The sequence below is a fragment of the Achromobacter sp. K91 genome, assembly GCF_003576205.1.
In the GTDB taxonomy this organism is placed as follows: domain Bacteria; phylum Pseudomonadota; class Gammaproteobacteria; order Burkholderiales; family Burkholderiaceae_B; genus Achromobacter; species Achromobacter aegrifaciens.
Genome location: NZ_QWFB01000035.1, coordinates 38,274 through 50,283, shown reverse-complemented (window position 1 = coordinate 50,283; position 12,010 = coordinate 38,274). Strand labels below are relative to the sequence as shown.

Below are 12,010 nucleotides of genomic sequence, written 5' to 3'. Positions count from 1 at the left end.
ATGGCGGCTGTTTCTTTTCCGGCTCCGATATTGACGTAATCTTAACGTTCTCGGCGTCGCTTGGTTCGTGCTGGGCGCGTTCCACGGCCGGGAGGTGGCCGAGCTGCGTGCTGTCCAGGCCATTGAGCGGGATGCGCAATCCCAGGCCACTGTTGCCGCTGTTGAGGCGGCGAGAACCGAAGAACGACGACGCACTGCCGCCATGGAGCAAGCCCGCGATAATGCCCAGAAAAAAAGCCGCTGTCGCGGTCGCTGATGCTGCTGGCACTCGTGTTGAGCGTGACCGGCTGCGTGCCCGCGCAAACACGTTGGCTCGCGCCGCAGTTGCCGAACAGCCCGCCCTTGCCGACGCAGGCCCGTCAGGAGCCGCTGCCGTCGATCTGCTCGCCTACATGCTTGGCCGCGCTATCGATCGAGCTGAAGCGCTTGCGGGCGTTGCAGATCGTGCCCGCATCGCGGGACTGACATGCGAACGGGCCTACGATGAGGTGCGAGACCCCAACGGCCGGGGTGGGGGTTGAGTATTGCGACCATGTGCGGCCACATGGAACTGCTAATATCCGCAAATTCCGGCAGTTCGGCCATCATTACGGGAAAACTGGATGAAGCGCGCTCCCTGTCTTGCCCTTGTGTTTGCGGCCCTGGTCCTCATCGCTGCGCGTCCGGCGGCGGCGGAGCAGGGATGCGGCGATGGTTACACCATGTCCACCCAGGGGCCGGCCCAGTGCATCCCCATCCCTGGCCTTTACCAAGTGCCGCAGGGCGGTGGCGTGCCGCCGCCGCCGCCGCGTCCGCAGGGGCATTGGGAAACCCGCTGGGGCGCATTCGCGTCCAGCAAGGAAAACCTGGTCGGCATGGCGGGCAACCGTGGCAGCGAGCGCGAAGCGACCAAGGCGGCCATTGCTCACTGTGTCTCGAAGGGCGGCACCGACTGCAAGACGGCGATGACGTTCTACAATCAGTGCGCGATCGTGGCTTCGGGGGCGGTCGGCAATGGCCAGTACTTCACCATGTTCCGCAAGCACTACACCATCGAGCAGGCGACCGACGACGCCATGGACATCTGCAAAGAGAAGAACCTGACGGAATGCACCGTCCATTTCTCTAATTGCAGCCAGGCGGAGTTCATACAATAGGCCGCTGCGGGCCCCCTCCCGCTGTCCCTGCAGTATGGGGCGTGCGCGGCGCGCCATCGGGCGATAGTCGGCGTTTGGCCCACTGTCCGGCCGTGATCTAACGTCATCTGCAAGCGCCAAGTACCCACGGCCTGCCGTCACACCGGAACTTTCGTGTCGGCCCTCGCTCTGATCTCCTTTTGTGCAAGACAGCAATGGAGAACTCCGATGAAATCCAACGCCCTGCCTGGTACTGCCCCAGACCCGCTGGCTTTCGAGGCGGAAGCCCTGGCGTGGAGCGGCGCTCGCCCAATGGCGTCTGACATCTCAATGATGTCTCCCGGCGAGTTGATGAGGCATGCCTTGGTAAAGCTGGAAAATTCGTCCGTTCACCAGACTCCGGAGAAAGCAGCCGCAATCCAATACCTGACCAGTGCATTGAGCATGGTCAGCGTTGTCACATGTAGCTAAGCGGGATCAAGCAACTGTGTCTGCCGCGGGCAAGGGAACAGCGTAGGCAACGCATCAGTCGATGACTTCCGCGCAAGCATCCGTCGGCGCCGCCGCGACGTCGCCGACGACCGGCACGATCTTGATGGCGGCAGATGCGATACGGCACGGGGCGGCGGCGACACCGCAGCCGGACGCGAACATGCATAGCATTGAGACCAGGATCCACTTCATCGGACGTGCTCGAAAATAATTGGTCAAGGCGCTGCCCGAGGAAGGGCTGACGGTGTCGCACGGCGTCGATGCCGATCATGTTCAGACGCGGATTTCCATCTGAAGAGAATGTGCACGATGCATGGCGGAAGCGGCATTCTGCTTTGCGTCTGCACGGCAATTAGTGGGGAAATGCTGGCCAAGTGTAATGACACTTGCTCGTCCTGGAACAGGAAGTAACGCAGATCCCGCTTGTATGGCGCCAAGGCCGGAAAATCCCAGGTAGGATGGTGGCGTTCTCCTTCCGGGCGCGCCTGGAAGGGCGTCCAACAACAATAAGGAGCGCTACATGCTTGATACTCTCCCCAAGGCAGGTCGGGCCGGCGTGCTCGCCGCGATGCTCGGCGTGGCCAGCCTGGCGTTCACCGGCTGCACCACGACCACCGCCCAATCCTCGGCCACGGCTGCGGAAAAGCGGCAGGAACTCGATACCGCAGCCGACGCGACCCTGACCAAGCTTTATCAGTCCTCGTCCCAGGCCAAGCAATTGGTGGAACGCGCGCGTGGCGTGCTGGTGTTTCCGGGCGTATTGAGCGCGAGCTTCATCGTAGGCGCGCAGCATGGAACGGGCGTGCTGCGCGTAGGCGGGTCGGATACCGGCTACTACAGCATCACGGGCGGCTCCATCGGCTTGCAGGCCGGCGCGCAGTCCAAGGCGATGGTGGTGCTGTTCATGACCGACGGCGCCCTGGCCAAGTTCCGGGCCAGCAGCGGCTGGACAGTGGGGGCGGACGCGACGGTCGCGGTGGCCAATGTGGGCGTCAACGGCAGCATCGATACCTACACCGCGCAGCAGCCCATCGTCGGCTTCGTCTTGAACAACGGCGGCCTCATGGCCGGGGTGTCGGTGGACGGCAGCAAGATTTCACCGCTGCTGCTGTAAGCGGCCCGCACCCTTACAGCCCCATTGCCTTTTCCCAAGGCAATTGCGGCGGCAAGGCCTCTGTCATCGCATCCACGAAGGCCCGGATGCGCGGCGACAGGTGCCGGTTCGGCAGATAGACCAGCTGGACCGGCGCGCCGGGCGCCATCCAGTCCGTCAGCACCAGCTTCAGGCGTCCGTCCCGCACGGCGGATTCCGCGATGAAGCTGGCCATGCGGGCGATGCCCGCGCCGGCCACCACGGCGTCCAGAATGGCTTCCGGATGATTCACGTTCAGATTGCCGCCGGGCGTGATCGTGTAGCGCTCATCGCCTTTCTGGAAATCCCATTCGTGATATCGGCCCGTCTGCCATTGGACGTAGGCCAGGCAGTTGTGCCGTTCCAGCTCATTGGGCGTGGCCGGCGTGCCGTGTGCGGCCAGATAGGCGGGGCTGGCGCACGTGACGTAGCGCAGCCGGGACAAGGTCTTGGCGATGACGCGCGAATCGGCCGTGACGCCGATCCGTATGGTGGCATCCAATCCTTCTTCGGCCAGATTGGGCATGCGGTCGCTGAAATCGGCATTGATCGATAGCTCCGGATAGCGCGCGGTCAGCGACAGCAGCGCGGGCATGATGACCTTCCTGCCCAAGCCGACCGGCGCATGCACGCGCAGCTTGCCGCGCGGGCTCACGCTGGCGCCAGTCACTTCGGCCTCGGCGGCTTCCACTTCCAGCAGGATGTGGCGGCAGCGCTGCAGCAGCAATTCGCCATCGTCGGTCAGCGACAGGTTGCGCGTGGTGCGATTGAGCAGCTTCACACCCAGCTTGGCCTCAAGCAGCGAGACGCTCTTGCTCACCGATGCGGTGGAGATGTCGAGCCGGTGCGCCGCGGCCGTGAAGCTGCCGCTGTCTGCGACGCGTACGAAATTCAGAACATGCTTGAGATGGTCTATCAGGATGTACATGGCGGTCGGACTGATGGGTGCACGCCATCTTAGCCATTCCCGCGCGCAAAGTTAAAGGTGATTTGCCCTCGGGTCCGTTTATCTGCCGCACGCCTGTCCCTACACTGAGCCGCAATGTTGGCAGGTTCAAAAAGACGACAGGAGACAAGGGTGGAGATCCAGAGCAGTGCGCAGGCAGCGGGCGGACCCGAGCAGGTTTATCTGGAGGGCCTGGCGGCAGGCCGGTTTCAGATCCAACGCTGCGCCGATTGCAGGCAGGCGGTGTTCTATCCGCGCTGCGTATGCCCCCATTGCGGCGGCGCGGCATTGGATTGGTTCAGCCCCGCGGGCGAGGGCGTGGTGTACGCCAGCACCACCGTGTATCGCGATGCGGAGCAGGGCGGCGACTACAACGTGTGCCTCGTGGATCTGCCGGAAGGCGTGCGGATGATGAGCCGTGTCGCGGAGATCGCGCCTGGACATGTGCGGATCGGCATGCGCGTCAGCGCCAGGATCGTTGGAGACGGCGAGGCGGCGAAAGTGGTCTTTGTGCCTATGGGAGCAGTGGCATGACGCTGCGCGATTTGAGGGGCAAGACTGCCGTGGTGGGCGTGGGGCAGGCCGGGCTGGGTCAGGCCCGCGGTTATACCGAGCAGGAGGTGCTGGCGCAGGCCGCCATGGCTGCGATCGCCGATGCGGGCCTGAGCCTGAAGGACATAGACGGCATTACGACATGCAGTTCCCTGTCGCCCATGTGGGCGATGTCGGTGGTCGAGTATCTGGGCATACGGCCGACCTTCCTGGACAGCACCATGATAGGCGGCTCCAGCTACGTGGCGCATCTGCTGCCCGCAATGCACGCGCTGGCGTCCGGGCAATGCAATGCGGTCCTGGTCTGCTACGGCAGCACCCAGCGCACTGCCAAGTTCAACCGCGCCGATCTGACTCGCGCGCGGAAATCCCTAGACCCTCAGCCCTACGAAACGCCCTATGACCCGCCTTTGCCGGTGGCGGCGTATGCGTTGGCCGCGAGCCGCCACATGCACCAGTACGGCACCACGCGCAAGCAATTATCGGAAGTGGCGGTGGCCGCGCGGAAATGGGCGCAGTTGAACCCCGACGCCACCATGCGCGAGCCGCTGTCGCTGGCGGATGTGGAGGCTGCGCGTCCGGTCTGCGAGCCCTTTACCGTTCGCGACTGCTGCATGGTCAGCGATGGCGCGGGCGCCTTTGTGCTGACGCGCTCGGACCGGGCTCGCGATTGCGCCAGGAAGCCGGTGTACGTGATGGGCAACGCCACCGCGGTGTGGAACCGGCAGGTTTCCTCCATGCATGACCTGACGGTGACGGCGGCGCTTGAATCGGGCAGGCGCTGCTACGAGATGGCCGGCGTATCTGCAAAGGACATGGACCTGGCCATGTTGTATGACGCCTTCACCATCAACACCATCCTGTTCCTGGAAGACCTGGGCTTCTGCCAGAAGGGCGAGGGCGGCGCGTTCGTGGACGACGGCGCAATCGCGCCGGGCGGGCGGCTGGCGGTCAATACCAACGGCGGCGGCTTGTCCTGCGTGCATCCCGGCATGTACGGCGTATTTCTCATGGTCGAGGCCGTCAGGCAGTTGCGCGGCGAATGCGGAGAGCGCCAGTTGAAGGATCCGAACCTGGCCCTGGTGCATGGCAACGGCGGGACCTTGTCCAGCCAGTCCACCGCGATCCTGAGCGCCTTGCCTGCGCTCTGACCGTCCGACAAGTTTGCGGTAGAGGCGGAACGACCGCATCCATCGCCATGGGGAAAGCAATGTTGAACAAGATCGTGCCTACTTTGGAGTCCGCCGTGGCCGGGGTGGAGGATGGCGCCACACTGCTGATCGGCGGGTTCGGCGCATCCGGCGTGCCAACGGAACTGTTGCAGACGCTGCTGGAAACCGGCGCGCGCGAATTGACCATCGTCAACAACAACGCCGGCAATGGCGAGCCGGGCTTGAGCCAGTTGATCCGTGCGGGGCGGGTGCGCAAGGTGATCTGCTCCTTCGCCCGTTCCTCCAATCCCAGGAAGCCCAATGCCGCCGCGTTCGGCGAATGGTATGCGGCGGGCAGGATCGAGCTGGAGGTGGTGCCGCAGGGCACCTTGGCCGAACGCCTGCGCGCCGCTGGCGCGGGCATGGGACCTTTCTTCACGCCCACGGCCTATGGGACGCGGCTGGCGCAAGGCAAGGAAACGCGCTCCATCAACGGCCGGGGGTATGTGCTGGAAGAGCCGTTGCCGGGCGATGTGGCCTTCGTGAAGGCCCAGTACGGCGACAGCGCGGGCAATCTGACCTACCGCTACGCCAGCCGCAATTTCGGACCTGTGATGTGCATGGCCGCAAGGCTCACGGTGGCTCAGGTCGACCAGGTGGTGCCGCTGGGGGCGTTGGCGCCGGAACAGGTCGTGACGCCCGGAATATTCGTTCAACGCATCGTCGAGTGCCCCAATGAGCATCAATAGCCTGTCCCGCGCGCGCATGGCGCAGATCGTCGCCGACGACATTCCGCCCGCTTCGTACGTCAATCTGGGCATAGGCATGCCGACGTCGGTGGCGGATTACCTGAAGCCGGAGCGCGGCGTGGTGCTGCATAGCGAAAACGGCATCCTGGGCATGAAAGGCCTGCCGCCAGGCGCGGAGGTCGACGGGGATCTGCTCAACGCCAGCAAGGAGCCCGTCGCGCTGGACATCGGGGCGTCGATCACCGATCACGTCGTGTCCTTTTCGATGATGCGCGGCGGCCATATCGATCTCACCGTGCTGGGCGCCTTCCAGGTGTCGGCCGACGGCGACCTGGCCAACTGGGACACGGGGCGCGAAGACTCGATACCGGCGGTCGGCGGGGCCATGGATCTGGTGGCGGGCGCCAAGCGCATCTTCGTGATGATGCAGCACGTGGATCGCGACGGCCGGCCAAAGATCGTGCCCGCATGCACTTATCCCCTTACCGGCAAGGCCGTGGTGGATCGCATCTATAGCGATCTGGCCATCCTGGACATCAGGCCGGACGGGCTGCATGTGCGGGCGATGGTGAGCGGCCTGGATTTCGCGGCGCTGCAGGCGCGGACCGCGGTGGAACTGACGCTGGACGAGGCGTGGATCGAACTGGCGCCCTGAGTTTCAGGCTGGCGCCGTCATGGGAGGAAGCAATGAGCTGGACGCAGGAATTGGACGAACTGGCGCGCCGCAAGGCGTTTTCCCTGCGCATGGGGGGCGAGGACAAGGTGAAGCGTCAGCATGACGCAGGCAAGCTGGACATCCGCCAACGGATCGAACGGCTGGTCGACGGCGGTTCGTTCGTCGAAGTCGGCGGATTGGCCGGCAGCGGCGAATATGACGAACAGGGCCGCCTGGTTCATGTGATGCCCTCGAACGTGATCATGGGGCGCGCGGCGCTGGGCCGTAAAAACGTCGTGGTCGTGGGCGACGACTTCACCGTGCGCGGCGGCGCGAACGACGGCGCTGTGGGCGACAAGATGATATTCGCCGAGCAGATGGCGTTCGACCTGCGCATTCCGCTGGTGCGCCTCATCGACGGTACGGGCGGCGGCGGCTCGGTCAGGAACATCGAGAAGATGGGGCATGCGCTGCTGCCGAAGATGAAGATCTGGGCCTATGTGGCGCGCAACCTGGCGCAGGTCCCGGTGGTGTCGCTGGCCCTCGGATCGGTGGCGGGCCAAGGGGCTGCGCGCGTGGCGGGCAGCCACTATTCCGTCATGGTGAAGGACACTTCGCAGCTGTTCATCGCGGGTCCACCGGTGGTGGCCAAGATCGGCCAGAATCTGGGCAAGAACGAACTGGGTGGAAGCGCCATCCATACGCGCAATGGCGTGGTGGACGACGAGGTGGATTCCGAGGACGAGGCCTTCGCGGCCGCGCGGCGCTTCCTGTCGTACATGCCCGCCTCCGTGCACGATCTTGCGCCCAGGGGCGAGATCCCGACCGTGGCTGCGGACCAGGACTGGCTGCGCACGGCCATCCCGAGGGACACGCGCAAGGTCTACAAGATCCGGCCGATACTGGAAACCTTGTTCGATCCCGGCAGCGTGTTCGAAATCGGCCGGCATTGGGGCAAGGCCATTGTCGGCGGCCTGGCCCGGGTGGATGGCTGGCCGGTGCTGTTCGCCGCCAGCAACCCTTATCACTATGGCGGCGGCTGGGACCGGCATACCGCCGAGAAATTCACCCGCCTGGTCGATCTGGCCGAGACCTTCCATTTGCCGGTGGTGAACCTGGTCGACATCGCGGGTTTCCAGATCGGTCTGGAAGCCGAGAAGGACGGCGTGATGCGCGCAGGGGTGAAGGCGCTGACGGCGGTCGCGCAGTCGACGGTGCCCTGGTTCTCGCTGATCATGCGGCGCGCTTTCGGCGTGGCAGCGGGCGGCCATCAGAATTCCAGCCGCTTCAACTTCCGCTATGCCTGGCCATCGGCGCAATGGGGCTCGCTGCCCATCGAGGGCGGCCTGGAGGTGGCGTACCGGTCCGAGATCGAGGCGGCCGCCGACCCGGAAGCCAAGCGCGCGGAGATCGAGGAAAGAGTGCGGGCCCTGACGTCCCCGTTCCGCAGCGCGGAGGCCTTCGTCATCGAGGACATCATCGATCCGGCCTGCACGCGAGCGCGCCTGGTCGAGTTCGCCAATCTGGCCGCGCCGCTGCGCCGGCCCGGCCAGGTGACCACCGGATACCGGCCCTGAGAGGATGCAGATGAAGAAGATCCTGATTGCCAACCGGGGGGCCGCTGCCGCGCGCATCCTGCGTGCCGTGAAGGCGCTGGGCCTGCAATCCGTGGCGGTGTACTCCGAGACCGATGCCGACCTGCCGTACGTGCTCCAGGCCGATGAGAGCTACTGCATCGGGCCCGCGCCGGCGCGGGCCAGCTATCTCAACCAGGACCTGCTGCTTGAGGTCATGGCGCGCTGTGGAGCCGATGCGCTGCATCCGGGCTACGGATTCCTTTCCGAGAACGCGCAATTCGCACGCAGAGTGGAAGCGGCGGGGCATTGCTTCATCGGACCTTCGTCCAGGTGGATCGATGTGCTGGGCAACAAGGCGAGCGCGCGCGAGTTGATGCAACGGCATGGCCTGCAGGCAGGCGGCAGCACCGGCATCCTGCCTCGCGACGACATGGTCGCGGTACGCCAGGCCGCCGACGCACTCGGGTATCCGGTGCTGATCAAGCCTGCGGGCGGTGGCGGAGGCATAGGCATGATCCCCGTCCACGATCCGCAATCGCTGTCCGACTGCTGGGAACGCGCCAGCGGCATGGCCGAAAAGGCGTTTGCCAATGCCGCGCTGTACCTGGAGCGTTTCGTGCCGTCGCCGCGGCATATCGAATTCCAGTTCCTGGCGGACAGGTTTGGCAATGTCCTGTCCCTGTTCGAACGGGACTGTTCCACCCAGCGCAGATACCAGAAGGTGATCGAGGAAGCGCCGGCGCCGGCCATCGACCGCCAGGCCGTGGCTGGCATGGCCGAACGGCTGTCGGCGATCCTGGGGAAGATCGGCTACGACGTCATCGGAACGGTGGAGATGCTGTACACGCCGGACAGCGGCTTTTCGTTCCTGGAGGTCAACACGCGCCTGCAGGTCGAGCACGCCATCTCGGAAGCGGTCACCGGCGTGGACATCGTGCAGGCGCAAATCCGTCTGGCTGCGGGCGAAAAGCTGTCGTCGGTGATTGACAGGCCGCCTGCCGTCGCGGGACATGCGATCGAGGCGCGCGTGTATGCCGAGGATCCCGTGCGCTTCCTGCCATCTCCCGGCGTTCTGAAAGCGTTCGAGTTGCCGCCGCCTCGCCCAGGCCTGCGGATAGAGACGGGCTACGCGCAGGGCAACCGGGTTTCCAGCCATTACGACCCCATGGTGGCGAAAGTCATCGCGCATGCCGATGATCGCGCCGCCGCCATCCGCGAGTTGACCGGCGCGCTCGGCGCGATGCGGATAGAGGGCATCAAGACCAACATTCCCATGATTCTTCAGGTGCTCGCGTCGGAGCGGTTCCAGGCCGGTGCGATGACCGTTGACGGCTTGCAGGCAGTGATTTCAACAGAGTCGGTAAAGGAGCTGGCATGAAAAAAATCGTCTCCAACGTGGCAGGCCGTGTGGTCGCGTGTTGCGTGGAAGAGGGGGCACGGATTCAGACGGGCGACGAGGCCTTCAAGGTCGAGTCCATGAAGATGGAAATTCCCGTGGAAAGCGAGGCAGCAGGCCGTATCGCGCAGATTCTGGTTGCGGTCGGCGATGAAGTGGAGGAAGGGCAGGATCTTGCTGTGCTGGATTGAGGCGGACCGCCTCTGAACCTGGATAAGAAAAGCGAGGAGACTATGTTCAAGACAATCAAAAAAGACGCGCCCGCAGCTTCTGCGCGCAAGCGTCCCCTGACGTTCCTGGCGTTGCTGGGAGTGGCGGCCCTGCTGGGCGCCGGCGCGGCGGGCGCGCAGACGGCGCAGGGCTTTCCCAACAAGCCGGTGACGATAAACGTGCCGTTCTCGGCGGGCGGCACGACCGATATCCTGGCACGCGTGATAGGCCAGCGCCTGAGCGAACACTGGGGCGTGTCCGTGGTGGTCGAAAACAAGCCCGGCGCGGGCGGCAACATCGGCACCGCGCAGGTGGCGCGCGCCGCGCCGGACGGCTACACGCTCGTGATGGGCACGATAGGCACGCACGCCATCAATCCCAGTCTCTACAAATCCATGCCCTACGACGCGATCAAGGACTTCGCGCCGATCACGCGTACCGCCATGGTGCCGAATGCCCTGGTGGTGCCCAAGAACGCGCCATACGACACCGTGAAGGAGCTGATCGCCTACGGCCGCGCCCATCCCGGCAAGCTCACCTTCGGCTCTTCCGGACACGGAAGCACGCTGCACATGTCAGGCGAGACGTTCAAGATGATGACCGGCGTCGACATGGTGCACGTGCCCTACAAAGGCAGCACGCCGGCCGTGACGGATCTGCTGGGCGGCCAGATCTCGATGATCTTCGACAACCTGCCTTCGGCGTTGCCGCATATCAAGGCGGGCCGGCTGAAGGTGCTGGCAGTGACCTCGGCCCAGCGCAGCGACCAGCTGCCCGACGTGCCCACCGTGGCGGAGGCGGGCGTGCCCGGCTACGAGGTCGTGTCGTGGTTCGGCCTGTGGGCGCCCGCCAAGACGCCGGACGACGTCGTGTCGGAGATCAACAAGCAGGTGGTCGCCATCATCCAGACGCCCGACATGCAGAAGCAGATCCGCGACCAGGGAGCGGTGCCCAATCCCGATACGCCCGCGGAGTTCGCCGCCTTCATCGGCAGCGAGGGCAGGAAGTGGGCCGAGGTGGTGCGCCGCGCCAACGTAACGACCGAGTAGGCAATCGACAGTATCGGGTCTGCCGCAGGCAGCCGGCAGGCCCGCTTTGAGGAGACACAGGCATGGAACGCATGATGGAAGGCAAAGTGGCGGTGGTGACCGGGGCCGGGGGCGGCATCGGCCGAGAGATAGCTTTGCAATTGGCGGCCGAGGGCGCCAAGGTCGTGGTCAACGATATCGGGGTCGCGCTCAATGGCGATGACCTGTCCGCCGCGGTGGCGCCTGCGGACGCAGTCGTCGCCGAGATCCGCGCCGCGGGCGGGACGGCCGTCGCCAACTTCGATTCAGTCGCGACGTACGCGTCCGCCAACGCCATCGTCCAGTGCGCCATGGATCACTTCGGCCGCATCGATGGCGTGGTCAACAACGCGGGCAACCTGCGCGACCGCTCTTTCCACAAGATGAGCGAGGAAGAATGGCGGGCCGTCATCGCGGTGCATCTGGATGGCACATTCTTCGTCAGCAGGGCTGCTGCCACGCACTTTCGCGAACAGGAGAGCGGCGCGATGGTGCACATGACCTCGACTTCAGGGCTGATCGGCAACTTTGGCCAGGCCAATTACGGAGCGGCCAAGCTGGGCATCGTGGCCCTGTCCAAGATGATTGCGCTGGATATGGGGCGGTATGGCGTGCGCTCCAACTGCATCGCCCCTTCGGCCTGGAGCCGCATGACCAGTTCCATCCCCACCGATACGCCGCAACAGCGGGACCGCGTGGAAAAGCTCAAGAAAATGGAGGCGGGCAAGATTGCGCCGATGGCCGTGTACTTGCTCAGCGACGCCGCGCGCGAGGTCAGCGGCCAGATATTCGCAGTGCGTGCCAACGAAATCATGCTGATGAGCCAGCCGCGGCCCTTGCGCTCCGTCCATTTCAGCGAAGGCTGGACGCCGCAGCGCATTGCCGAGGTCGCCATTCCGGCAATGCAGAAGCACTTCTATCCGCTGGAGCGTTCGCCCGACGTGATGAGCTGGGATCCGATCTGAACC

General features: G+C 64.8%; 16 protein-coding genes. 14 read left to right on the top strand and 2 right to left on the bottom strand.

Annotated elements, in window-relative coordinates:
- The first annotated feature begins 67 nt into the window (after nt 1–67).
- From DXK93_RS32340 to DXK93_RS17890, 4 genes are all read left to right on the top strand, one after another.
- A complete protein-coding gene (locus tag DXK93_RS32340) occupies nt 68–256 on the top strand; it encodes a DUF2514 family protein (RefSeq protein ID WP_309600015.1) in 189 nt (62 codons plus the stop codon).
- Entirely contained in the window at nt 222–521 is a 300-nt protein-coding gene (locus DXK93_RS17900; protein WP_233564562.1) for a DUF2514 family protein, read from the top strand. The genes DXK93_RS32340 and DXK93_RS17900 overlap by 35 nt, the downstream gene beginning before the upstream one ends.
- An 81-nt stretch (nt 522–602) precedes the next feature.
- Nucleotides 603–1,136, top strand: coding sequence for a DUF4189 domain-containing protein (locus DXK93_RS17895; protein ID WP_119450744.1), 534 nt, complete (start codon nt 603–605; stop codon nt 1,134–1,136).
- A gap of 207 nt (nt 1,137–1,343) precedes the next feature.
- Complete coding sequence (locus DXK93_RS17890; protein WP_054458632.1) at nt 1,344–1,586, top strand: hypothetical protein; 243 nt, start codon at nt 1,344–1,346, stop codon at nt 1,584–1,586.
- 54 nt (nt 1,587–1,640) lie between these two features.
- Here the strand turns inward: DXK93_RS17890 and DXK93_RS17885 are convergent, their stop codons facing one another.
- The gene (locus tag DXK93_RS17885) at nt 1,641–1,799 is read right to left on the bottom strand and encodes a DUF6726 family protein (RefSeq protein ID WP_119450743.1); all 159 of its coding nucleotides are present in this window, start codon (nt 1,797–1,799) and stop codon (nt 1,641–1,643) included.
- A gap of 328 nt (nt 1,800–2,127) precedes the next feature.
- Between DXK93_RS17885 and DXK93_RS17880 the strand changes: the two genes are divergently transcribed.
- Nucleotides 2,128–2,721: a YSC84-related protein gene (locus DXK93_RS17880; protein WP_054458628.1), complete on the top strand. Its 594-nt coding sequence runs from the start codon at nt 2,128–2,130 to the stop codon at nt 2,719–2,721.
- A gap of 13 nt (nt 2,722–2,734) precedes the next feature.
- Here DXK93_RS17880 and DXK93_RS17875 read toward each other — a convergent pair whose 3' ends face one another.
- Complete coding sequence (locus DXK93_RS17875) at nt 2,735–3,667, bottom strand: LysR family transcriptional regulator (protein ID WP_054458626.1); 933 nt, start codon at nt 3,665–3,667, stop codon at nt 2,735–2,737.
- A gap of 150 nt (nt 3,668–3,817) precedes the next feature.
- Here DXK93_RS17875 and DXK93_RS17870 point away from each other — a divergent pair, with 150 nt between their 5' ends.
- The 9 genes from DXK93_RS17870 to DXK93_RS17830 all read left to right on the top strand — a co-directional run bounded on the left by DXK93_RS17870 (nt 3,818) and on the right by DXK93_RS17830 (nt 12,007).
- Nucleotides 3,818–4,219: a Zn-ribbon domain-containing OB-fold protein gene (locus DXK93_RS17870; RefSeq protein WP_119450742.1), complete on the top strand. Its 402-nt coding sequence runs from the start codon at nt 3,818–3,820 to the stop codon at nt 4,217–4,219.
- A complete protein-coding gene (locus DXK93_RS17865) occupies nt 4,216–5,388 on the top strand; it encodes a thiolase (RefSeq protein WP_119450741.1) in 1,173 nt (390 codons plus the stop codon). Before DXK93_RS17870 ends, DXK93_RS17865 begins: the two co-directional genes overlap by 4 nt.
- A gap of 59 nt (nt 5,389–5,447) precedes the next feature.
- Nucleotides 5,448–6,137 carry a 3-oxoacid CoA-transferase subunit A gene (locus DXK93_RS17860; protein WP_054458619.1) on the top strand — a complete coding sequence of 230 codons (690 nt, stop codon included), beginning with the start codon at nt 5,448–5,450 and terminating at the stop codon, nt 6,135–6,137.
- Complete coding sequence (locus tag DXK93_RS17855) at nt 6,124–6,792, top strand: 3-oxoacid CoA-transferase subunit B (RefSeq protein WP_119450740.1); 669 nt, start codon at nt 6,124–6,126, stop codon at nt 6,790–6,792. Before DXK93_RS17860 ends, DXK93_RS17855 begins: the two co-directional genes overlap by 14 nt.
- A gap of 32 nt (nt 6,793–6,824) precedes the next feature.
- Complete coding sequence (locus DXK93_RS17850; RefSeq protein WP_119450739.1) at nt 6,825–8,369, top strand: acyl-CoA carboxylase subunit beta; 1,545 nt, start codon at nt 6,825–6,827, stop codon at nt 8,367–8,369.
- 10 nt (nt 8,370–8,379) lie between these two features.
- Nucleotides 8,380–9,747: an acetyl/propionyl/methylcrotonyl-CoA carboxylase subunit alpha gene (locus tag DXK93_RS17845; protein ID WP_119450757.1), complete on the top strand. Its 1,368-nt coding sequence runs from the start codon at nt 8,380–8,382 to the stop codon at nt 9,745–9,747.
- A complete protein-coding gene (locus tag DXK93_RS17840) occupies nt 9,744–9,956 on the top strand; it encodes an acetyl-CoA carboxylase biotin carboxyl carrier protein subunit (protein WP_054458613.1) in 213 nt (70 codons plus the stop codon). The genes DXK93_RS17845 and DXK93_RS17840 overlap by 4 nt, the downstream gene beginning before the upstream one ends.
- A 42-nt stretch (nt 9,957–9,998) precedes the next feature.
- A complete protein-coding gene (locus DXK93_RS17835) occupies nt 9,999–11,024 on the top strand; it encodes a tripartite tricarboxylate transporter substrate binding protein (protein ID WP_054458611.1) in 1,026 nt (341 codons plus the stop codon).
- A 62-nt stretch (nt 11,025–11,086) separates the two neighbouring features.
- Nucleotides 11,087–12,007: an SDR family NAD(P)-dependent oxidoreductase gene (locus DXK93_RS17830; protein WP_054458610.1), complete on the top strand. Its 921-nt coding sequence runs from the start codon at nt 11,087–11,089 to the stop codon at nt 12,005–12,007.
- The last annotated feature ends 3 nt before the right edge of the window (nt 12,008–12,010 follow it).